At 42.1% G+C, this 22,504-nt stretch carries 28 protein-coding genes; 9 read left to right on the plus strand and 19 right to left on the minus strand.

Annotated features, from left to right (window positions below):
- The first annotated feature begins 129 nt into the window (after positions 1–129).
- The 4 genes from TY87_RS17545 (at position 130) to TY87_RS17560 (ending at position 4,112) form a co-directional block, all read left to right on the plus strand.
- Positions 130–618 (plus strand): MarR family winged helix-turn-helix transcriptional regulator, encoded by a 489-nt coding sequence (locus tag TY87_RS17545; protein WP_072841397.1) that lies wholly within the window; start codon positions 130–132, stop codon positions 616–618.
- 481 nt (positions 619–1,099) lie between these two features.
- Positions 1,100–2,134 carry a TRAP transporter substrate-binding protein gene (locus TY87_RS17550; RefSeq protein WP_072841399.1) on the plus strand — a complete coding sequence of 345 codons (1,035 nt, stop codon included), beginning with the start codon at positions 1,100–1,102 and terminating at the stop codon, positions 2,132–2,134.
- Between the two features lie 90 nt (positions 2,135–2,224).
- Positions 2,225–2,782 carry a TRAP transporter small permease subunit gene (locus tag TY87_RS17555; protein WP_072841401.1) on the plus strand — a complete coding sequence of 186 codons (558 nt, stop codon included), beginning with the start codon at positions 2,225–2,227 and terminating at the stop codon, positions 2,780–2,782.
- Entirely contained in the window at positions 2,775–4,112 is a 1,338-nt protein-coding gene (locus TY87_RS17560) for a TRAP transporter large permease (protein ID WP_100188077.1), read from the plus strand. Before TY87_RS17555 ends, TY87_RS17560 begins: the two co-directional genes overlap by 8 nt.
- A 46-nt stretch (positions 4,113–4,158) precedes the next feature.
- On the opposite strand, the gene TY87_RS17565 is transcribed toward TY87_RS17560, so the two are convergent.
- The 6 genes from TY87_RS17565 to TY87_RS17590 form a co-directional block, all read right to left on the minus strand.
- A complete protein-coding gene (locus TY87_RS17565) occupies positions 4,159–4,500 on the minus strand; it encodes a carboxymuconolactone decarboxylase family protein (RefSeq protein WP_012069515.1) in 342 nt (113 codons plus the stop codon).
- 135 nt (positions 4,501–4,635) lie between these two features.
- The gene (locus TY87_RS17570; protein WP_100188078.1) at positions 4,636–4,866 is read right to left on the minus strand and encodes a thioredoxin family protein; all 231 of its coding nucleotides are present in this window, start codon (positions 4,864–4,866) and stop codon (positions 4,636–4,638) included.
- A gap of 27 nt (positions 4,867–4,893) precedes the next feature.
- The gene (locus TY87_RS17575) at positions 4,894–5,880 is read right to left on the minus strand and encodes a permease (RefSeq protein ID WP_100188079.1); all 987 of its coding nucleotides are present in this window, start codon (positions 5,878–5,880) and stop codon (positions 4,894–4,896) included.
- A gap of 180 nt (positions 5,881–6,060) precedes the next feature.
- Complete coding sequence (locus tag TY87_RS17580; protein ID WP_198432127.1) at positions 6,061–6,492, minus strand: group I truncated hemoglobin; 432 nt, start codon at positions 6,490–6,492, stop codon at positions 6,061–6,063.
- Entirely contained in the window at positions 6,486–7,340 is an 855-nt protein-coding gene (locus TY87_RS17585; RefSeq protein WP_232617179.1) for a DUF3034 family protein, read from the minus strand. Before TY87_RS17585 ends, TY87_RS17580 begins: the two co-directional genes overlap by 7 nt.
- Before the next feature lie 40 nt (positions 7,341–7,380).
- Positions 7,381–8,013 carry a methylamine utilization protein gene (locus tag TY87_RS17590; RefSeq protein WP_100188081.1) on the minus strand — a complete coding sequence of 211 codons (633 nt, stop codon included), beginning with the start codon at positions 8,011–8,013 and terminating at the stop codon, positions 7,381–7,383.
- A 149-nt stretch (positions 8,014–8,162) separates the two neighbouring features.
- On the opposite strand from TY87_RS17590, the gene TY87_RS17595 reads away from it, so the two are divergent.
- Positions 8,163–8,894: a helix-turn-helix domain-containing protein gene (locus TY87_RS17595; RefSeq protein ID WP_100188082.1), complete on the plus strand. Its 732-nt coding sequence runs from the start codon at positions 8,163–8,165 to the stop codon at positions 8,892–8,894.
- Between the two features lie 228 nt (positions 8,895–9,122).
- A complete protein-coding gene (locus tag TY87_RS17600; protein WP_072841417.1) occupies positions 9,123–9,719 on the plus strand; it encodes a YrbL family protein in 597 nt (198 codons plus the stop codon).
- 35 nt (positions 9,720–9,754) lie between these two features.
- Here TY87_RS17600 and TY87_RS17605 read toward each other — a convergent pair whose 3' ends face one another.
- The 6 genes from TY87_RS17605 to TY87_RS17630 form a co-directional block, all read right to left on the minus strand.
- Complete coding sequence (locus TY87_RS17605; protein ID WP_100188083.1) at positions 9,755–10,819, minus strand: ABC transporter substrate-binding protein; 1,065 nt, start codon at positions 10,817–10,819, stop codon at positions 9,755–9,757.
- Entirely contained in the window at positions 10,816–12,279 is a 1,464-nt protein-coding gene (locus TY87_RS17610) for a sensor histidine kinase (RefSeq protein WP_072841421.1), read from the minus strand. The genes TY87_RS17605 and TY87_RS17610 overlap by 4 nt, the downstream gene beginning before the upstream one ends.
- Complete coding sequence (locus TY87_RS17615) at positions 12,242–12,925, minus strand: response regulator transcription factor (RefSeq protein ID WP_100188084.1); 684 nt, start codon at positions 12,923–12,925, stop codon at positions 12,242–12,244. The genes TY87_RS17610 and TY87_RS17615 overlap by 38 nt, the downstream gene beginning before the upstream one ends.
- Positions 12,926–13,024: 99 nt before the next feature.
- Entirely contained in the window at positions 13,025–14,545 is a 1,521-nt protein-coding gene (locus TY87_RS17620) for a tripartite tricarboxylate transporter permease (protein ID WP_072841425.1), read from the minus strand.
- Between the two features lies 1 nt (position 14,546).
- Positions 14,547–14,987, minus strand: coding sequence for a tripartite tricarboxylate transporter TctB family protein (locus TY87_RS17625; protein WP_072841427.1), 441 nt, complete (start codon positions 14,985–14,987; stop codon positions 14,547–14,549).
- Positions 14,988–15,086: 99 nt separating this feature from the next.
- Positions 15,087–16,079, minus strand: coding sequence for a Bug family tripartite tricarboxylate transporter substrate binding protein (locus TY87_RS17630; protein WP_072841429.1), 993 nt, complete (start codon positions 16,077–16,079; stop codon positions 15,087–15,089).
- A gap of 256 nt (positions 16,080–16,335) precedes the next feature.
- Between TY87_RS17630 and yddG the strand changes: the two genes are divergently transcribed.
- Positions 16,336–17,265: an aromatic amino acid exporter YddG gene (yddG, locus tag TY87_RS17635; protein WP_100188085.1), complete on the plus strand. Its 930-nt coding sequence runs from the start codon at positions 16,336–16,338 to the stop codon at positions 17,263–17,265.
- Between the two features lie 84 nt (positions 17,266–17,349).
- Here yddG and TY87_RS17640 read toward each other — a convergent pair whose 3' ends face one another.
- Complete coding sequence (locus tag TY87_RS17640) at positions 17,350–18,582, minus strand: pyridoxal-phosphate-dependent aminotransferase family protein (RefSeq protein WP_072841431.1); 1,233 nt, start codon at positions 18,580–18,582, stop codon at positions 17,350–17,352.
- A 359-nt stretch (positions 18,583–18,941) separates the two neighbouring features.
- On the opposite strand from TY87_RS17640, the gene TY87_RS17645 reads away from it, so the two are divergent.
- Complete coding sequence (locus tag TY87_RS17645) at positions 18,942–19,379, plus strand: DUF3010 family protein (RefSeq protein WP_100188086.1); 438 nt, start codon at positions 18,942–18,944, stop codon at positions 19,377–19,379.
- Positions 19,380–19,469: 90 nt separating this feature from the next.
- Here the strand turns inward: TY87_RS17645 and TY87_RS17650 are convergent, their stop codons facing one another.
- The 3 genes from TY87_RS17650 to TY87_RS17660 all read right to left on the minus strand — a co-directional run bounded on the left by TY87_RS17650 (position 19,470) and on the right by TY87_RS17660 (position 20,343).
- The gene (locus TY87_RS17650; protein WP_198432128.1) at positions 19,470–19,760 is read right to left on the minus strand and encodes a type II toxin-antitoxin system RelE/ParE family toxin; all 291 of its coding nucleotides are present in this window, start codon (positions 19,758–19,760) and stop codon (positions 19,470–19,472) included.
- Complete coding sequence (locus tag TY87_RS17655) at positions 19,760–19,987, minus strand: addiction module protein (protein ID WP_100188088.1); 228 nt, start codon at positions 19,985–19,987, stop codon at positions 19,760–19,762. The genes TY87_RS17650 and TY87_RS17655 overlap by 1 nt, the downstream gene beginning before the upstream one ends.
- Before the next feature lie 116 nt (positions 19,988–20,103).
- Positions 20,104–20,343, minus strand: a complete 240-nt coding sequence (locus TY87_RS17660) for a DUF6429 family protein (RefSeq protein WP_100188089.1) — start codon at positions 20,341–20,343, stop codon at positions 20,104–20,106.
- A gap of 64 nt (positions 20,344–20,407) precedes the next feature.
- Between TY87_RS17660 and TY87_RS22510 the strand changes: the two genes are divergently transcribed.
- Entirely contained in the window at positions 20,408–20,617 is a 210-nt protein-coding gene (locus TY87_RS22510) for a hypothetical protein (RefSeq protein ID WP_157789917.1), read from the plus strand.
- 226 nt (positions 20,618–20,843) lie between these two features.
- On the opposite strand, the gene TY87_RS17670 is transcribed toward TY87_RS22510, so the two are convergent.
- From TY87_RS17670 to TY87_RS17680, 3 genes are all read right to left on the minus strand, one after another.
- Positions 20,844–21,128: a hypothetical protein gene (locus TY87_RS17670; protein WP_100188091.1), complete on the minus strand. Its 285-nt coding sequence runs from the start codon at positions 21,126–21,128 to the stop codon at positions 20,844–20,846.
- Positions 21,129–21,274: 146 nt separating this feature from the next.
- A complete protein-coding gene (locus TY87_RS17675; RefSeq protein ID WP_198432129.1) occupies positions 21,275–21,862 on the minus strand; it encodes a GNAT family N-acetyltransferase in 588 nt (195 codons plus the stop codon).
- Positions 21,863–22,071: 209 nt separating this feature from the next.
- Complete coding sequence (locus TY87_RS17680) at positions 22,072–22,500, minus strand: hypothetical protein (protein WP_157789918.1); 429 nt, start codon at positions 22,498–22,500, stop codon at positions 22,072–22,074.
- Positions 22,501–22,504 lie beyond the last annotated feature (4 nt).

Consider the following 22,504-nt stretch of genomic DNA (forward strand, 5'->3'; position numbering starts at 1 on the left):
TTTCACAAAACACACCCTTACTTTTTATTGCAATTGAGAATCATTATTGATATAAATGCTTGATGTTTCAATTGACTAAAAACGTCATTTTTTGTACATTCTATCACTTATAAGAAGCAAGGATTTTTAATGACCAGCAAACCTAGAGCTCCACGAAGTCAACGATATAACCCTGCAAGTGAAGATTTCCACAAAGAAGACTTTCCCTTTTACTGGCTAAATCAAGTTCATGGTCGCTATAGTGTCGCTGTTGAAAAAGCACTAAAAAAAGTCAATCTTGACATCCCAAGGTGGCGAATTCTGTTCACTTTGAAGGAAGAAGGCACCTGTAGCGTTTCGCAAATCGCAGTACACGCCATAGCCAAACTTCCTACCGTTACAAAAATCATCCAACGCATGAAACAAGATGGTCTTGTAGACACAAGAGTTAGAAGTGATGATGGTCGTGTTACTGAAGTCATGCTTACTGAAAAAGGCATCAACGCAGTTGAAGACATTCGCTTTATCACCAAAGATTTATTCAAACAAAGCTTTAAAGGCATGACCGAAGCAAAAATAAAAAGGCTCAACAAACTACTGGAAGAGCTATTTCACAATTTACCCGAGCACTACAGCTAAAAGCAGAAACTCTTCAATAGAACCACAAACACATCCTTTTAAACGCACCAAAGTTAGTTTGAACGAGATTATCGCTCAAACTCGGTGCATTTTTGTATCTTTTAATTTGTTATCTTTTCGAAAAACCCACTCTCAAGAAATATATCCTTATTACGATCTTAGATTAATTATAGAACACCCAAAAACAATACAACCAACTGAAATATAAATATTTTATTCATATATTTATGTTTTTAAACCATCAACAAATACTAATTCAAACTCAAAAAAGCCCACATAATTAACAAAATATGGTTTGGCACAATACTTGAATGCATGAATATTTACTTGAACATTCAATTAAAAATGTGTTTCTATAAAAATGCATTATGACTCTCACAAGAGAATCAAATTAAAGTTCAAATAAAAATTATCGCGGATCAAACCGCTAAATGCAGCTCAAACTATTTCTAGATAGTGAGCACCTACGAGGATACCCCCAATGCCTTACAAGCCATTAGTTACTGCGTTTTTCTCATCAATAGCCATTATTGGATCCATGGGAGCAACCGCTTCCTCGGTTCGTCTAGACATCCAAAGCGCTTGGCCACTTACCCTACCCGCCAGTGGACAGAGCGCACAGCACTTAGCTGACAGGATCAAAACAACTTCAGAAGACATTAAAGTAAAACTCTACTCTGCTGGAAAATTGGTCCCACCACTAGAAATATTTGACGCCGTTCAGCAAGGAACCCTAGACGCAGGCTATACATCGCCTCTGTACGTCGCTGGACGATTCCCAGCTTTACAGCTGTTTGGTGGCGTTCCATTTGGCCCATCAGCACTAGAGTATTTAGATTGGATTTATAACGGCGGCGGTTTAGCAATTTGGCGTGACATATATGCCAAGCAAGGCGTTGTAACAGTTCCATGCGGTCTAATGGATGCGGAAGCTGGAGGCTGGTACAACTTTGAAATCAATAGTACTGATGATTTGAAAGGTAAAAAAATCCGCTTCGCAGGACTTGCTGGCGAAGTCATGAAAAAAGCCGGCGCATCGGTGGTTCTTCTTGGTGGTGGCGATATTTACCCTAACCTAGAACGTGGCGTCATAGATGGAACCGAGTTCTCTATGCCTGCGATTGACGCTGCTATGGGCTTCGAAAAAGTAGCTAAATATTACTACCTACCTGGCTGGCACCAACCTGCTGCAATCAATGAGCTAATCATCAACAAACGCAAATGGGACTCTATGAGCGCAGCACAACAAGGCTTGATCGAAGACACTTGTCGTGAAACTCAACTATGGACAATCTCTTCCACCACGATAGCCAATGCCGATGCCATTAATAAATTTAAAGCAGCTGGCACTCAAATTAAAGCCTTCCCTCCTGCCGTTCTCGCTGCATTTAAAAAAGGCACAGACGAAGTAATGAATGAAGAAGCGAATAAAGATGCTGACTTCAAACGCACTCTAGATTCTCTCAATAGCTACCGTGAAAAAGTGTCTCTGTGGACTGAATATAAAGGCAATTAACTTCAAATAAAACCGAGAGATACATGACGTCTTTCTCGGTTTTATTCTTTAACGTCTACTATACCGCCTTACACAATCGGAGCTATTTTGATGTACACCATAAACTCCATTGCTGACAAAATCGGAGCTTTTTCCGTTGCTGTCGGCAAAGCTGGCTCACTTATTCTGCCCATTTTAATCCTCACCATCTTGATAAACGTGATATTGCGCTACGTTTTCAATATCGGCTTGGTGGAACTAGAAGAAGTTCAATGGCACCTAAATGCCATCGTTGTTATGTCCTGCTTAGCCTATACCTACCAAGCGGATGAACACATTCGTGTTGATATTTTTCACAATAGATTCAGCCCTAAACGTCGTGCATGGGTCGAGATTCTTGGTATCTTATTTTTGTTTTTCCCTTATACCATTCTCGTTTCATGGCACGCATGGGAAATCACCACTTATTCTTGGTCATTACGTGAAGGCTCCCCAATGCCTTCTGGATTGCCCGCTCGCTATATCATCAAGGGTGTTATGGCTCTCGGCTTGAGCCTTTTAGCACTGCAAGGTGTTGCGATTTTTTTCCGCAATATTGCTTTTTTAATTCAACCCAACGCTGTCTCCGCCTCATCGACTCCTGCGGAAAAGGGATCGCATCATGAATGAGTTATTTGTTTTTTTACTATTTTCTACCTTTATGCTTATTCTATTTTCAGGTTTTCCTGTTGCCTTTGTTTTAGGCGGCGTCGGCGTATTATTTGCCACGTTGGGCAGTATCCTTGTGTCATTTGATATCTATGACGTAGCAGAACTGCGCACCATAGGTTTTGTCGCCAATAGGACGTTTTCAACCATTTCCAGCTACTCACTAATCCCTATGTCGATGTTTATCTTTATGGGATACATGCTTGATCGCTCTGGTATTGCCGAACGTTTAATTGAAGCAATGCGTCGCGTTTTTGGTAAAACACCAGGTGGATTGGCAATCGCAGTGGTTCTAATAGGTGTTGTGCTTGCAGCATCTACTGGCATTATTGGTGCATCAGTCGTACTACTTTCCACCATTGCACTTCCAACTATGTTTAAAGCGGGTTACGCGAAATGGATCAGCGCAGGCACAGTTGGAGCAACCGGCTGCCTTGGCATTCTTGTTCCACCTTCTATCATGCTGGTTGTGATGGGGGATCAATTACGAATCCCTGTTGGCGATCTTTTTATGGGCGCAATCATACCGGGATTATTACTGGCCACCAGCTTCGTACTTTTTATCTTTATTTATGCCCTGATTAAACCTTCTACCATGCCAAAAGTCGCCTTCGATGAAGAAATAGGCGTAAGCAAATTCGAGATTATTCGAGATATATCTAAAGCTCTGTTCGCACCGCTGGTCTTGGTTTTGGCTGTATTAGGTTCCATCATCGCGGGTATCGCTTCACCTACGGAAGCTTCTGGAATTGGTGCTGCTGGCGCAACGTTTTTAGCCTGGAGCTCAGGCCGATTAAAATGGCACGATTTGCGTTTTGTCTGTTATCAAACAGGCCGATCTGTCGCTTTCTTATACGCCTTGATCTTTGGCGCATCCTGTTTTTCTGTGGTCTTACGCGGTTACGGCGGCGATGAAGTGATTGAAAACGCCCTTCATGCTTTGCCACTCAGCCCAGAAGGCGTGTTGTTCTGTGTGATTTTAATCATCTTTTTATTAGGCTTTTTCTTAGACTGGATGGAAATCGTCTTAATCGTCGCACCTCTGGTGATGCCAATTTTAGTAGGTTTTGGCTTTGATCCTGTTTGGGTCGCGATTCTTATGGCGTTATGTCTACAGACTTCCTTTCTGACACCACCCGTTGGCATGGCGTTGTTCTACATAAGAAGCGCAGCAAGTGACATCAGCATGGCAGAGATATACAAGGGCGCAATCCCTTTCGTACTACTGCAATTACTGACACTTGCCATCGTTGCTCTTTACCCGTCATTGGTTACTTGGCTACCGAACTAACTATTCACAACCTTCCTCCATCATGAGGAAGGTTGTCTCTTTCTGATCAGTCAGCTAAGAACTCATCTACTGCTGCCAATGCTTGTGTACCGTAGATAACCGCTGGGCCACCGCCCATCATGAGTGCGACGTTAATGGTTTCGATAAGCTCTTCCCGAGTCGCGCCAGCACGAAGTGCGGCTTTGGCGTGAGAGGCAATACAACCATCACAGCGTGAAGCAATACCAATACTTAACGCCATCATTTCTTTTACTTTAACTGCCAGCGCGCCCTCTTCCATAGCAGCTTTGTGCATGGCCATAAATCCATCCAATATCTCAGGAGAAGATTTACGATATTCGCGTGCAAAGGCATTTTGGTCTTTGTTAATTTCTTTGTAGCTTTTCATGGTACACCTTAATTAGATTTAACATTAGACATGACTAATATACAGACTAAAGACAAAACTAGAAAGCAGTTTGGAAGCAAAGAATGACTTAGAGCAAGATTTTAAATAAGCAAACTCGCTCGAGCTTTACCGTATCTAAAACCAGCTTTGTATTTTTTTCTTGTCAGGAATCGAGCCGTAATGCACAACAACATCGTCTATCACCACGGCTGGTGTGCTCATTACACCGTAACTCATGATGACTTCGGCGCTGGTTTCTTTCTCTACATTCACTGGCACTTCGTTATCCGCGGCGATGGCTTTGATGAGTTCAGCCGTTTTCACACATTTGCTGCAACCACTGCCCAGTACTTTGACTTGTTTCATTAGATTGTTCCTTTTTTAATTAGCGTTTCAGTTAACAAGATTCAAAATCCAACCCACTAAAGTGAAGGAGAAAAGCAACATCGCCAAAATGATGGCAAGCAATTTCCACGTCATCACTTGTTTAAGTAGGATAAATTCTGGAAAGCTGGCCGCGACGGTGCTCATGCAAAACGCCATGGTGGTACCAATTGGCAGACCTTTGGCTATTAAGCTTTCCATAATAGGAATCACGCCCGTTGCATTTGAATAAAGCGGAATTCCAAACAATACCGCCAAAGGCACTGACCACCATTGGCCGTCGCCAAGGTTACCTTCTAGCCAAGATACAGGCACATAACCGTGCAACGCTGCACCAAGACCAACACCAATAAAAACCCATTTCCACACTCGCGAGAAAATATCCCACAGCTCATTCTTAGCAAAGTCATGTCGTTCACGAAAAGACAGCGTTGGTTTAGCGGCAGTATCACCATCTGAATCAGCGACAGGTGTTGCCGATTGGTACGCTTTTAGGGCAAAAGGCTGTAGCATTTTTTCAGCTCGGATGAGATCAAGAAATACGCCACCCAAGATACCAACCGCCATGCCAACCAAAACGTACATCAAGGTAATTTGCCAGCCAACCAAACTCAGCAGTAGCAAGACAGCAACTTCGTTAATCAACGGTGAGGTCAATAAAAACGACATGGTAATGCCGACAGGAATACCCGCAGAAGTAAAACCAAGAAATACCGGAATGCTTGAACAAGAACAAAAAGGTGTGATGGCACCGAAAACCGAACCGGTTAAATAGCCAATAAAACGGTTTTTTCTAGCGAGATAATCACGGACTCGTTCAATATTGAGAGACGCACGTAACAGTGCAATAAAGTAGATCATGATAACCAAGAGGAAAAATATCTTGGTCGTGTCTTCAATGAAGAAATGAACCGCATCACCAAGCTTCGAATTCGGTGACAAGCCAAATAATATGAAGGTAAGCCAATCTGCTAAATCAGTGAAAATAGCCAGCATCGTATTTCTCTTATTTGACGTTACCTTATAGTGAATTCACAAAGGTTATCTTTCACCCTACTCCAATGCTAACAACAAGACTATGAATGCTTCGCTATTGGCTGACCGAGATCAAATAAAAAAGCGACCCTGAGGTCGCTTTCGAATAGGTGGTTTTAAAATCGACTCTCATGAGGCTATTTATTTGTAAAGCATCTCCCCACGCATCGGCGCGAGCACTTTTAACACTTGGTTCTGCTGCGGATAGGTTAAGCCTGCTTTTTTCATAGCGTTGACCAATAAATCGACAGTGGTGTTGAAGTCGGTTTCATTGATGTTTTGACCTTGGTGTACTTTCAACATGGTGTCGCCAGTGTAAGTACATGGGCCACCTGTATTCATACAAAGATGCTCGATGAACTTTTCACGGAAGCGAGTGATATTGGTTTTTTCAAAATAGCGATAGATATCTTTATTAAAACTAATTTCGTCAATAAAGTTATCGGTAATAGCTTCGACCGTTGGCTTGCCACCAATTTCGTCATATAAGCTTTGTGGCGCTTTACTTGGCGCAGCGCAGGCAACCAAAAATACGCTAAATGCAATGAATGCGGTTTTTACTAGGTTTACCATAAGTACCCCGTCATGGATAAATAAATGCCTGTTTGATCTTTCTTAGTGGCAACTGTGCCTAAGTCGACATAAGCCGCGGTGAAATTAACATTCTTATTCGGCATATAACTCACAAAGACATCTTTCCAATCATCTTCTTCTACGCTGGTTAGATTGCTTGGTTTCTGACGGTATTCCATACCCACTACCCAGTTAGGCGATAACAGCAGGCCGACACTGCCTTCCATCATCACTTGGTAATCGTTGTTGTCTGGCCCACCGTAGCCTAACAAACCCATTTCATTGGCTTTGGTAGCGCGAGCAGTTAAGTTCCATACAAGGTTGTAACCCGCAACCGCACCTAAATGCACTTTAGTCGCAGCAACATAAAAATCAGTTCCACTGTCGTCTTTTGCCCCAAGATACGCAGCAACCGTATCACTGTCTAATTGCTTATACTGTAAACCGACACTAACTTGAGGATAGGCGGAATATACTGCATCGCCATATAAACGCACTTTAACGCCAAAGATATCTTGTTTTATGTCTCCTACACTTAACGCTTTCACCAGATCAACAGGCAAATCAAACGTCTGCTGAGCGTAACTTAGCTCAACCCTGTCGTAGAAGCTGGTCGCCACACCGATGGAGGACAAGCGATAATCACTGACATTCACGTCTGTGATAAAAAATGACGCAGCCGTTTCGTCGCGACTGTCGTAGCCTGCCAAAGTCGCCCATGGCACAAGCCCACCACCGCCACTGCCTTCTACTTGTGAAAGCCCCGCTGTCGCCAGAATTTTGCCATCGGCTGCCATAACAAACGAAGCTGATAACACAAAGCTGCTGACAGCTAATATTTTGATCATGTTTTTATTCATTAAATTCCTGCCGCGCATTTAATTTGGATCACTTTGACCATTTCTTTTTACCAAATCCTTTATCCATATTACTGTGATCCATCATCCCAATAGGAGGCAAAAGCTCCAGCGAGATACTTTGCTCTATATTGCTTGTGATAGCGATTTTCTTTACAGCGCTCATACCCTCAATAAGTCGCTCACTCCACAAAGATACTGAGTCACCGCTTTTAGCAGGGATACGCACTTTGCCGTCTTGGTCTGTTTTTAGCGCAAAGGTATTATCAGCAACGATAATATAACCAATCATATCGTCATGTATGTTACAGCCAAGAACAACAAGTCCAGCCTTATCGAACAAGATGGGGGCAACTTCTGTACCTTTATAAAGTTTAATCTCGAACGTTTTTGGCTGAGAAAAACTGTAAACGTGATGCCGAATATCATCACTATTAGGAAAGCTAACGTACTGACCTTTTTGCACCACTAATACACGGGGCACAAAAGACTCATCAATCTGATCCATTACAGCCACAGTATTCGGTGTTCTTACTGCATTGTTTGACACCATAACAACCGCATCAGAGACAGGAAGGTTATCTTGGTCAAAAACGGTCAATGTCATTTCAGCCCACGCACTTGGTAGGGTTAAACAAAACAGTAGAGCAAACAAATGACGCATATAATTTCCTTTTAATTAATTGGCTTTTGATCAGGCCGCTTACTTTTAAATATATTGACAAAGAATATAATTACAGCTAATTGAAGACAGATCATTATACTTTCTGTAACTCACATAAAGATTAGAGTAGGAAATAAGGAATCAAACCAATGCGAGATCTCATAGAAGTCATTTCCTATAAAGATACCGCTAACGCCCATTCGCATTCGCACACTCAAATTGTACTTCCGCTTTCTGGTCATCTGATATTAGACGTAGAAAATCGCCAGCAAGCAGTTCAATTTGGACAGGCTTGCATGATTTCCTCAAATCAAACCCATACCCATTTGGCAAGAGAAAATAACCACTGCCTGATCCTCAATTCGCTTCCCGTTTGGGACAGCCAGATCGAAAGCAAAAACAACTTTGTTGAGCTTAACGCACAAACTAAGGCGTATTTACCATTTCTATCTAGCCTAATTGGTGAATCTCATAATCCACTTAAAACTCAACAAGCTTTAAATTTACTAGAACATTTACTCCCTATCCCACAAACAAAAATACTGCAAAGCGACACTCGTCTAGCCAAAGCCAAACATCGACTGGACCATAATTTTCAGGAGCATTGGAGCTTGGCTGAGCTAGCTTGCGATGTACATTTAAGTCCAAGCCAGCTAACTGTCTTGTTCAAACGACACCTAAAAATGACACCGAAGCAATACCTACAGCAACGCCGCTTAACTGAGGCGAAAATGTGGTTAAGATCGACCAATAAAAGCTTAGAGTATATCGCGCAGAAAGTGGGAGTGAGTGATGCCAGCGCCCTTGTTCGCTTATTTTCTAAGCACTATCTCATAACACCAGGTAACTATAGAACCAATCACACTTCTAGAAAAACATAACTAGATCTACATAAAAAATACCATACAAGAGCCATTTTCAGCCTTCGTTGCCACATATAGAACACCTTATATTACTAAATTTGATATCTAGAAAAAAATATGAAAAAAAAGTAAAAAAAGGCAAAAGAAAAGTGAAGTGACTGTTTTGCGACGTCAAAAAAGTGAAAAAAATATAAAAAACTCTAATATCCCCCTTAAGGTTTCCCATCCTATTTAAGGGGTTATTTAATGTCTTCAAATACCAGTGAACTCTCAACAAAAGATACTAAAGTGTTTCTAAAAGAACAGGATCTTATCGGCCAAGGAAATGAAAGATCTTGCTTCACCAACCCTTTGAATAAAAATACTTGTGTAAAAGTAATAAGAACAAAGCATCGCAGTCAAAACAAGATTGAGAAGTACTATTACACCAAGCTAAAAAAGCGAAACAATTTGTCACCTTTCATTTCTGAATACTATGGGGAAATAAACACGAATCTAGGGAAAGGGTTAGTGTTCGAAAAAATTTTAGACAGTGATGGATGCTCTAGTGAGTCTCTTTACACATTAATGAAAAATAATGCCATTTCATTAAGTGAGGCGAAAAAAATCTTAAAAACAGTTTTTGAAGACCTATACCAGAACGCCATTTTACTTGGTGATGTAACAAAAGATCAGATCCTTTTAAAGAAAACAGACCATGGCTATACACCTAAGATAATTGATGGCTTAGGCACAAGACGTTACGGAATAAAGCTGTTCTTAATGAGTAATATAAAATCTTTCGCCCGTAGAAAACTCAAAAAAAGTTGGAAAACATTAGAAGTAGATTTAGAACTAGCATGAAGGTGTTAATCCCCCCTCCTTACTGGCGTTTTTTATTAGTCTTCTTCGCTAATTTCTAACGCCATTTCCCAGTTACGAATAAAACGCTTTTGCTTGGCATAATCACGTCCTACCAATAATTGCTGATCTAATTCGATGATGCCAGTTGGTCCAGGCGCATTTACTACGTAAGGATCATTTGGATTATTCATATCAGGCTGAATTGGGAACAACAAACCTTGGGTTTGCATCATTTTTTGCGCCTGATCTGACAACAAAAAATCTAGAAAGATACCCGCATCTTCTACGTTTGGCGCACCTTTAGGAATTAAAGCCGCACGCATTAACATGAGCGTATAATCTTTCGGTAGGATCATTTTCAATCTATCATCTTCCTGGGCTCTTTGTGATGCATAAGAACCCAGCAAGTTATAACCTAGCACCAACTTACCTGAAGCAACATCGTCAATAATGTCATGAGTACAACAATAGGTTTGCACATCATGGCTGCCAAAAGCTTCTAACAAACGCCCCCATGTCACATCGGCTTGGCGTGCATCTTGGCTTGCCAATAAATAACCAACGCCACTTTGACGAATATCATAAGTGCCAATCCGTTTGGTCATCGCTTTTTCATTTTGACGAATGGTTTGCAACAATGACTGGCGATCTTCAGGTAAATCACCGGGAAAGGCTTTTTTATTCACCAGCATAACAATCGGTTCAAGGGAAAACGCAAACAGCTGATTTCGCCACTTGAAGTTACTAGGCAAACGATCAGTGAAACTCGACTGATAGGTTTGCGCATAACCATCGTTTACTAATTTAAGATGTAAGTCCATGGCGCTGCTAATGACCAAGCTGGCCTCTGGCTTTTTTTGCTCCTTGATGGTGAGATAATACAGTTCAAGTGTATTCACATCACGATAAGCCACACGAACATCAGGGTGTAGCTCAACAAATTTTTTCAAAATAGGTTCAAACGACGCTAAATCCATAGCAGAATTAATGATTAAAATACGTTGCGCATTTTCATTACCAAACCAGACAGGCTCGGTCGCCCACAGCTTTGTCGCATTCAAACTAACAACTACAGCAAGCCAGAAAAAAAACTGTTTCATACCGTATCCTCATTAAATCTAAGCTTGGCAAAATCCACTTGAAAGGTTGTGCCTTTTGGCTCTGTATCCAATATTTGAATCCTTGCCGAATGGTGATCCACAATGTCTTTCACCATCGCCAGACCAACACCACTACCAGCAATGTCATAACGCCCACGATAGAAACGTTCGAACACACGCTCTTTTTCTATATCAGGAATACCAACGCCATAATCAATCACCTTAATACGATAGAAGCGTTCAAACTCGCTTACCTGAACAATAATTTCTGTGCCGCGCTCCACATCTGCTCGGCTATAACGAACCGCATTTTCAATGAGATTTTGCATCATTTGCTGAATAGAAAAGGCATCACCTAAAATCATCGTTTCTTTTAAGTCACAATCAAGAGAAAGCAGAACCCCTTGATGAAGCGCTGCTACAGCCTGCTCCCGACAAGATGCGGTAATGGGTGCTAGCAAATCAATCGGCTCCAATCGGTGCGTCTGTAAGCGATGAGAAACGACCGCTTGATTAAGCAACAAGGTGACTGTTTGGCTTAAGGTATCGCATTGTTTAACGATGTTTTCCAAGGCTTGATGCTGTCTTTCTGGTGAGGTGTTATCTCGTGCATTTTCTGCCAGCGCCCTGAGACTCGCCAATGGTGTACGCAACTGATGAGCAGCATCCGCCGTATAATTTTCCAACTGTTCAAGGTTGCTCTGTAGTCGCTCCATAAAATGGTTGATGGCAACTTTAAGATGATGTGTTTCCTTTGGTGTATTGATATCAATTGGTGTGAGGTCACCCATGGCGCGCTCTTCTAACGCTCGCTCAATCCGATGCAAAGGCCTTAAGACAAGATGACTACCAATGATAATTAAGGTTATAGCGACCAAGGCAATAAACACCACCACTTCGACGGCTTTTTGTGTCACCGCAGATGCCATTTCTTCTCTTGATAATCGAGTCTGACCTAAAATAATACGAACAGTTTGCGCTGTTTCTGGGTCCGTAATATGGCGCTGCACCCAGGCAAAGCGCACCATTTCACCAGAATACTCTTGGTTATAAAATTGTATTTGATCTAAAACAGGAGGTTGAGGTGGCTGGCTATCTAGATCTTGATAACCGGTAATAAAACCTTGTTCCAAGCTCTCGACTTTATAAAAAACACGATCTTCTTCCGCTTGCGCCAAAGTGGCAAACGCAGACCATGGAATGTCGATGCTGACTTCATTACGCATCAAGCCAACGTTTTCGTCCATTTGCAGTAAAGCACTTCGCAATAAACGGTCATAGGATAAATCGGCGAGCTTTTGGCTATAATCAAAAATCAGATTAATCGCTAAACCAGCGATAATCCCGATAACCAAAACACCCGCGAGAATAAAGCGAAAACGCAGCGATGGCGCGTTTTCTAAGGCCTTCTTTTCCTCATCTTCACTGAGAGCTCGATGGTTTGGCGATTTCTGCCACATAACCAATTCCTCTTAGGGTACTAATGACTAAATCACCCTGACCCATTTTCTTCCTTAAACGCCCTACATACAGCTCAATCGCGTTAGGACCCGGTGTTTCATTGAAGTTAAATAAATGGTCGGTAATTTCGTCTTTGCTTAATACGCGGCCTAAATGGCCAAGGAATATTTCCAGCAAGCGAAACTCTCGATTGGTGATAACTGTGAGTGCGCCATCAATAAATACCTGACGACTGTCGCGGTTTACCACTATATTACCGTGTTCTGTGACATTGGTAGCGTAGCCCTGTTTGCGGCGCAATAAAGCCCTACAACGAGCTTCTAGCTCACCAAAATCGAATGGTTTCGTTAAATAATCATCGGCTCCGGCATCGAGCAATCGTATACGATCTTCTATCTGATCCCGAGCGGTTAAAATTAACACTGGCGTGTCGTCATCGCGCTGGCGCAGTTTCTGCAGCAATTGTAATCCAGATAAGCCGGGCAAATTAAGATCTAGCAATATCAAATCTACAGACTGATACTTCAATAACTCATCCGCACGCTTACCATCCCCGATTAAATCAACGCCATGTCCTAGGCTTGTTAATCGCTCACAGATCGCTTGCCCTAAGACCTGAGTATCTTCTACCACCAGAATTCGCATAACCATTAGCCATTGTGTTTTTTATTATAAAAACAACAAAATTCGAGCAACATACGCTACTCGAATTTTGTTATTACAGAGCCTCTAGTATTACAGGGCTTAAACGTCTTTAACAGCTTCTTTTGATTTAGACATTTTAGCGCGAACAATCGGGCCTACAATCATAGGTAGAATCAAACCTAGTATCGCAACAGTCCACAAACCAATACTCAAACCGCTATTGAAAAGCACCGTCCAGTCACCATCAGATAGTACTAATGCATGACGAAGACTCTTCTCCATTTCTGGCCCAAGCAACATACCCAAAATAATCGGTACTAGTGGAATATCAATCTTACGGAAGATATAACCCAATACACCGAAGCCAATCATAAAGTACAAGTCCAATGCACTATGGCTAACGGAATAAATACCTACAGACGCGATCAAGGTAACAACCGGCATCAAATATTTAGGTGGAATGCTCAACAACTTAACGAAGATGCCTACCATTGGAATGTTTAGCAGTAACAATACAAAGTTACCAACAAACATCGCCGCAATAACACCCCAAACAAGATCCGCATTTTGTTGGAATAACATTGGACCAGGAGAGATGTTTAAAGAAATCAACATCGCTAATAACACAGCTGTTGTGCCACTACCTGGAACACCAAGAGTTAACATTGGCACAAGTGCACCGGATGCCGCGCCGTTATTACCGGCTTCAGGAGCAGCAACACCACGAGGATCACCTTTACCAAATTCGCCTTTATCCGAAACGCGTTTTTCCAAAGTGTAACTAATAAAGCTACCCAAAGAAGCACCCGCACCTGGTAATACACCAGCAATGAAACCAAGTACCGCGCCACGGAAAGAAGCAGGAAGCACTTTGATAATGTCTTTTGCTGATAGTTTCAGTTTGTTAATCGCAACTTGTTTTAAGCCATCACCAGCGTGACGCTCTAAGAAGAACAACAATTCGCTGATCGCAAACAAACCAACGATTGCGATAATGAAATCAACACCTTCGAACAATTCAAGTGTATTAAAGGTAAAACGCTGCACGCCAGTTGAAATATCGATACCAACCGTAGCAATCATTAAACCTATCGCCGCTGCCATCATGGTTTTAAACTGGTTTTTACCAGTAATACCACCCAAGGTCGCAAAGGCTAAAGCGAACAATGCAAAGTATTCAGATGGACCAAATCTCAGTGCGAATTTCGCTAAGATTGGCGCAAGAATAACCAGACCGATTGTCGCAATAAAGCTACCGATAAAAGAGGCAATTGCAGAGATAGCCAAGGCTTCAGCTGCTTTGCCTTTTAGCGCCATTGGATAACCATCTAAACAGGTCATCATAGCTGGCTCGTCACCTGGAATGTTCAACAGGATAGACGAAATACGACCGCCGTACATGGCACCCGCATAAACAGACGTTAACAAGATAAGAGAAGAAGTTGGCGACAAACCTAAGCTAAACGCCAATGGAATCAAGATAGCAACACCATTTGCAGGGCCAAGACCCGGTAATGCGCCAATCAAGGTACCCAAAATGGCACCAATAACCGCAAACATAATACTTTCAGGCGTTAACGCAACCGCAAAGCCTTGCATTAATAAGCTCATAGTATCCATATTAAAACTCCAATAGACCTAGAGGCAGTGCTAATTCAAGCACATTATTGAAAAGGAAAAAGATAACTACAGAGCTTGTCACACCAGTGATAATACTCTTAGCAATGCTTGCTCCCATACGCCAACTTAAAAAGCTCACAACCAATGCCGCAGCAGGCATAAAACCAATCGGTTCAATTGCCCATGCAAAAGCAAGCATAGAAAGAACCACAACACTAAGCTCAATCAACATGGCCGCTGGCGCCCATTTCTCGTCTTGGTCAGGACGAACAATCATATAAATCGAACTAATACCTAAAATGATGGCTAGCATGATAGGAAAAGTTTCAGGACCGACACTTTCCTGTCCGCCAAAAGGAATGGGGAATTGCGTTGCTTCCCAGCCGTAACCTACGGCAAGAATAAGCATTAGCATGCCAAACACACGATCGTTAATACGCATGTCTCTGCTCCATGTTAATAAATCAAAGGGTGAAAAATAGTCGAAAACAGGAGGAGCACTGTATCAGAACAGATGCCCCCTCCAAAAAGCGGTCTGAGGTTATTTAATTAGACCGATGTCTTGCGATAAGATTTTGATGTCTAGAGTTTGGTTTTTTACGAATTGAGTAAAATCAGCACCAGACTTGTGGAATGGCATCAAACCATTTTTAGTCATGACGTCTTTCCATTCTTGAGTTGTGTACAACTCATCCATGGTTTTTACCCACCAATCGTAAGATTCTGCACTTGCATTACCTGGTACGTAAAATCCGCGCCAGTTTGGAGCGACAGAATCAATACCCTGCTCCATTGCTGTAGGAATAGAGTCATATGGCGCTGGTAAACGTTCTTCAGAAAGAACCGCTAGAACGCGTAAGTCACCAGAATCCATGAAACCTTTCACTTCAGAGATGTCACCAGTGAATGCATCTACGTGACCGCCCACAACTTGAACCAAAGCTTCAGAACCACCGCTGTATGCTAGGTAACGAACTTTTGGCAAGTTCTCAACGTTTGCTTTTTGCGCAGTCATCAATACTTTTAAATGATCCCAACCACCAGATGCACTACCACCAGCGAATTTAACCGCACTTGGGTCTTTCTTAAGCGCATCAAGAACCTGAGTCAAAGAAGTATATTTGGAATCTTTACCAACAGCGATAATGCCGTAGTCAGCACCTAATGTACCAACCCATTTAACTTGGTCAGCATTCATGCCTGGGAATTGGCCTTGAGCAAGGCGTGTTGTTGTAGCTGTACTAGCAGCAACAATAAGGTTTTCGTCTGTATCACGTTTACTAATCGTATGAGCAAAAGCTACACCGCCACCAGCACCCGTCATGTTAACTGTCTGAACGTTACCTTTAAAGTAACCTTGATCAACTAATACTTTACCAACGCTACGGCAAGTAAAGTCCCATCCACCACCTGGGTTCGCTGGGGCAATACATTCACCACTGCGAGCTGGTTCGAAGGCGTAAGCCTGTCCAGCCATGGTTAGTGCTACTGCACTTGAAATTAGAACAGACTTCAAAGAAATGGTATTAAGCATGGTTATCTCCTGCTTGTTATTTTTTTTGTTGTTAGCTAATCAAGCTCTTAAAATAGGTATTTCAATTGACTTGAGTAAACAAACCTTACCTCTCAAACCTGTCACCACCCTGTCATAGATCAATATTTCTTACTTATTTGCGATAAAAAACGTATTTTTGACAAGGCAAGTCACGCATTTTTGACAATGTCATTAAGCCTTAACCAAGATAAAATCTTGTTTAATCAGACTAGATCAGGATTTAGGAAACGACAAGATGACAGTACATTCTCCACAAGCCACACTCATTGGAAGTATCGCTATTCTGCTCTGGAGTAGCCTTGCGCTTTTTACCACTCAAGCCAACCTCGTGCCACCACTCTTATTGCTCACAGTCACTTTTGGTGTAGCAAGTTTATTGTTTTTTATCGTTTATTTAATCAAAGGCGAACTAAAGTCGTCGTGGTCAAAAACACCGACTAGCGCCATTGCCATGGGTGGGCTTGGATTTTATTTCTATCACTTCTGCTACTTTTATGCGTTTCAGCATGCACCACCAGTGGAAGCGGGACTTATCGCTTATCTCTGGCCTTTGTTGATTGTCTTAATGGCAGGCATGACCAAGGGAAACTCTCTGTCATGGACACATTTGGTGGGCGCTGTTATTGCTTTTATCGGCACAGGTATCATGCTGCAAGCGAGGGAATCGGCAAGCTTGATAGAAACAAATACGAATTATAATTGGACAGGTTACGCCGCGGCATTTGCCTGCGCGTTTATTTGGTCAAGCTATTCGGTAGCGAATCGACGCTTCCAAACCGTTCCTTCTAGCGCGGTACTTTGGTATTGCCTAGTCACCGCACTATTAGCGGGCACTTCACATATTATGATCGAAGCCGAAAATGGGAAACTTTCGCTAGACTTTCCCGCAAGCACTTGGATTGCAATTTTAGGGCTTGGATTTGGGCCTGTTGGCATCGCATTTTTCTGTTGGGACTTTGGCGTAAAAAAAGGCAATCTATCATTGCTTGGTGTGTTGTCTTACACAGCACCTGCCCTATCGACTGCTTGGCTTGGGCTTTTTACCGATGCTCAATTAACCACAGGGCAAATCATCGCTTGCCTATTAATTACCGCTGGGGCGCTGTTTGCCAGCTTAATGCCGAATAAAAAAATGCCCTCAGCTTATGAAGCAGAAGGCATTTAATTCAATATAAAAAACATCTAGTTTAAAACTTCATTTAAAAAGTAAGGCGCTTCAACAAAAAAGCGCCTTACTTCATTTTAGTCTTTAAGCCACTTGATAAAGCGTGCGTGGCACACTTTGCAGGTACGATTCCATTTCAGCCATACCGTTTGGCTGATCAACTTTCACACCCAAGTCACGCATAGTGCTGCCAAAGGCATGCAAGGTACGGAACAAGTTGTGCTCACGGCACTGCTCGCCCATTTGACCAATACGAACGATTGGCTGGCCAAATGAACCAGCAATCTCAACTCTGTACATTTCCGAAATATGTCGGCAAATCTGCCCTGCTGTTAGACCTTCAGGAATATTAATACCAACCACAGAGTTTAAACGCGACGCTGGCGGAATAAATAACTCTAATCCCATTCCTTCAATGCCCGCTTGCAACGCTTTAGAACAACGTAGATGACGAGCAAAACGATTTTCTAATGTCTCATCACACACCAATTTCAATGCTTCATGTAACGCCATGATGCCTGAAACAGGCGCCGTATAATGATAACCATCGTTGTGCCAAAAATTCTCAGCTAACTGTGCATCAAAACACCATTGAGCCGTTGGCTTGGTACGACTCTTAACTGCCGCCCATGCTTCATTAGAAAACACCAAAAGCGATACACCCGGAATGGACGACAAGCCTTTTTGCCCACCCGTGATAACTACGTCTACTTGCCACGCATCCATCTTCAGCGGCATAGTACTTAACGTACAAACTGCATCTACAACCACCAAACAACCATAAGATTTAGCGATCTTGGTGATTTCCTCTAATGAATGGTTAAACACAGTATTCGATGTTTCACCTTGCACCAGCGTTAATACTTTTGGACGTGTTTCTTCGATGGCTTTACGAACACGCTCTGGATTCGCCGCTTCATGAACTCCAACGTGCAACTCATGAACATCGGCGCCAATACGCGTCGCCATTTCCGCCATACGATGACTAAAGAAGCCATTATTAATACATAAAATACGTTCGCCTGGTTGCAATAGATTGGCTACCGCCATTTCCATCGCGGCTGACGCTGGTCCTGCTACACCAAGTACCCATTTAGACTCTGTTTGAAACACATAACGCGCCATTGTTTTAACTTGCCCAATAACCTGCGCCATCACACTACCAAGGTGGTTAATCACCACAGAATTGGCCTTGGCGACACGCTCAGGAATAGGAACAGGGCCCGCGCCCATCATTAACAAAGGTTCGTGAGGAAGAATTTCGTCTAAAGATTTCACCTGGGGACGAGGAATGCCCATTGGCGATGAAGCAGTCATTTTATGCGGCCTATGTTAGTTATAATTAAAAAAAGTGGTCAATATTGAAAAAACATCTCTAGGGCAAAAAGCATATATTTACACTTTTACAGTAGAAAATATCGTGATTTGCATTTTAACAAAATAATATTTTGAAATAGTACAATATCCCTTTAAGAAATGAGAGACAGCAAAATGAAAAGAGTGTAATAAACCACAAGCTTTCACTTTCGCCTTAGATCTGACTGGTTTCCATTTCAACAAGCAGTATTTTTTACTCTGCGAAATACCTGTTAACTATGTGCGAGATACCTGTTAACTGTACGAGATAGGAATTAATTGTGCGATAATGCGCGAAATTCCCTATTCAGGACCTCGTTATGATTACTTGTGGTATCGAAATTAAAGGCAGCGAAGTGATTCTTTGCCTTCTGTCTAAACAAGACGGATTGTTTCAAATCGCCGATTGTCGCCAAACTCGACACACACTTAACAACCCAAACGACAGCGAAAGCGTACGTAAATTTCAGTTCATGCTGAAAAAATTGTTTGAAGATTACAAAGTGAAAAGAGCCGTTATTCGTGAACGCCCAACAAAAGGCAAATTCGCCGGCGGCGCGGTAGGTTTTAAAATTGAAGCGGCTATCCAATTGATTAATACGGTTGAAGTAGATTTGTTCAGCGGCGCAAAAACCAAAGACATCTTGCAACACAACCCAATGCCAATCCCCTTCAAAGCAACAGGCTTACGCGCATTCCAAGAAGGCGCTTTCACCGTGGCTTATGCAGCGCTTTCAGAACACATTCCTGAAGCTTGAACTTAATTCCAACGACTAGATGATCGAGCTACTATTTGTCAGTCGTCACTTTGCTTAACCGAGAGTGACGACTAATTCTAAGATAAAAAATTAAAGGCGCGACGCCCAATATTCAGGAAGTCGGGAGTGATGCGCAACTGCAAAAATAACAATACCTTGATTATCTTGGCGATACACAATAGAAAAGGGAAATCGATTTACAAATACTCGCTTAGTGCTTTTTGAGGCGGATGATCCAGAATCAGGAAAAGCTAAAGCCCTAGCTACAGCATCTTCAACTTCTTGAGCAAAAGCCGCACCAAGACCAACCTCTTGCTCGTTGTAATACATCACTTCTTTGAGAAACTCTCGCCTTGCAGGCGCAATGAACTTAGCTTTCATCACTTAGTAGTGAGCTTCGCTTCTGCAAACACATCCTCTGCAGCATAGGATGACAAGTCACCACGATCATATGCAGCAACGCGCAGCTCAATCTCCTGACTCCACGCTGATTCAATGTCAGCGAGAGGTGCATTCAGTGACTCCAGCATAAACTCAGCCAACTTAGCCCTTTCCTCTGGACTCAGGTTTAATGCCTGCTCTTCGATTTGTTTAAGTGAATTATTCATAATCCTCTCCTTTGCTTCCCTCAAAGTCTACACTCGATATTGATCCATGTGGAGTGTTAAAAATACAATAAAAAACGGACACGACTAAAGTGTCCATTTTTTACCTACAACCTATTTCACTTTCTGGCGCCCTTAGTGAAAAGCGCTGTAAACAACGCCTCTGATTTCGCCACCCCTTCCTCGGTTAATGTCACCGATTTAGATTTACCAACTGGATTATGAATATAACCCTTTTCATGCAGTCTATTGGTTATACTCCAATCAATTTGCTTCCAAGCATGGCCAAAATCATCATGCAAAGTAAGATAAAAAAGAGCGAGGGCTGCGTCATCGATTTTGTCTTCATCTATATCCACAGTGTTCTCCTTATTAAATAGAGTGCTAAAACTGAATCATAGGTTATATAGAGTTCAACATCACATGCTTGACATTTTTATATTAGGTAAAAACCGTTGGAATTGGAGTTCCTCATTGCATTTTCTAGGCATTCACACAGAGCGTCCAATTCCTCTCGTAATGACAAACTTCGCACTTCTTTTATTGACCTACATAGGTCACCAACTATCATCTCTAGCCAGAATTTTCCAATTGTCACTCGATGAAACCCGTCCTTACCAGCAGCCTTCTTAAAGACAATCGCGTGTTCAGGAAAAGGGTATCCGTACTTTAAGATCAGACTGGCTTCTCTGCCAGTGATCTCAATTTCTATACTATCTGGCACTTTGCTACTCTCTAATTCAAATGACATCAAGATTAAGGGTTATACAGTGACGTAACCTCAACTATAACCTCCTGTTGAACGACCATAATTATATAAGCCTTGCAATGCTTCTGGCAAAAGCCTTCGAATCTAAAATTAAAACGGTATCCCGTTTTCCTCTTCTTCTGTTTTTAATTCAATCATCGAGCCGAGTTCAGAAGTAGGTATCAGCTCCCACAATTCGTTCTGGTGAAGCCAAATCGGGTCGGCATTATTTTCTATAAATTGCTCTACAGGTAAGCCGTCAACTGTTAGTGGTCGCTTTATCCTGACTTGCTTGCCATTTATAAAGATGCCCTGATACTTCTTTCGACACTCTGCCTTTGAGACTTTCTTTCTTTTCTTTTGGGCCGGAGTGAGCTTGTTCTTAACCTTTATCATTCTAAACCTTTTAGTGCTAATGTCTTATCACACACAATAGAACTATCTATCATCACTTATCCATTAGCTAAGCCTCTACACACTTCACCTGAGAGATAAGATGTCAAGTCACCACGATCATATGACTCGTTTTCAGAGGTAGCTTACTAATTCTTGTTAATTTCGTCTGTGTTATCCATTATCTTCTCAAATCTAAACATCTCATCGTCATCTTCCTCATCATGAATTTGGCGTGAATCCTGGTGAGGGTCTGGATGGTTTCGGTTATAAAAATCGACAATCTTGAAACCGCACCTGTTTACGTAAAAATGAATATTTCTTTTCTCGAAATAGGGTGTAACTGTTTCCCAGACTTTAGTAAACGGGAATTCTTGCTCAATCGCTTTCCAAGCCTTCAAACCCAAACCTCGGCTTTGTTGACTGGTCGCAATGAAGAAAAGTGATAAGTTGTTCCGACCGCTGATTGGGTCTATCACCAAAACAGCGCCACCAACATGTTGCTCGTCTTCCATGATCCAGTAAATCACGGCTCCCGTGGTGTTGAATGACTTTTCAATATCATCATCAGAGGGAATCGGCTCTTCAAGCGGATGCCCAAAATCAGCCTCTGCCGCCACACGGAAAGAATCCTGCAACGCCAATTTAAACTCGGTGAGACCGCTCGGCTCAGCTGTGACAAGCTTTATTTTTTGGCTCTCTTCTCGTTCTTGTACCACTGTACCCTCAACAGACATCAAATAATCTTTAGAAATTTAACACCACACTTACGGCATTGCCAACTGCGTTATTTCCTTGATACGACTGACTTCTAGAGATGGGTGGCTTGGTAAATGCTCCGTATAACGTGCGCCTAAGTGGCGCAATAAAGCTTAGCTATACTAAGTGAAGAATCAGCGCAGCCAAGCTTTTTGCGCCCCCCTTAATGCGTTTATTATGAGTAAAATCACTCCGATAATTCAGTTAATAAACTGTCTTTATGTTGTTGAGAGCTCTCTATTAAATCTAAAATTTCATTGCATTTTAAAGCAAGCACTTCGCATGAAATCTCTAATTTTCCGAGATACATTGCACTTGCCATAACATGATATTTGATAGCTTGCAGGATCATATATAACGAAAAAAAGTATTGTTCTGCTTTTTTAGCAGATGTAAAACCATCATGATTTAAAGAACGGCATAGCAATTGATTGAGGAGATCTTCAGGGTCATTGTGGGATTGTGAACACAAAGCTGTGTATATTGTTCTATAACCTATTTCATCATTAATTAGTCGAAATCTATCGAATGCACTTGGCCATTTTGCATCGTAATTATCGATATTAACTCCTTGGGCTAACATTGCACGTTTTAAAACAGCCTCATAATCGCTCAACGCA

The organism is Marinomonas sp. BSi20584, from assembly GCF_002792415.1.
GTDB lineage: Bacteria > Pseudomonadota > Gammaproteobacteria > Pseudomonadales > Marinomonadaceae > Marinomonas > Marinomonas polaris.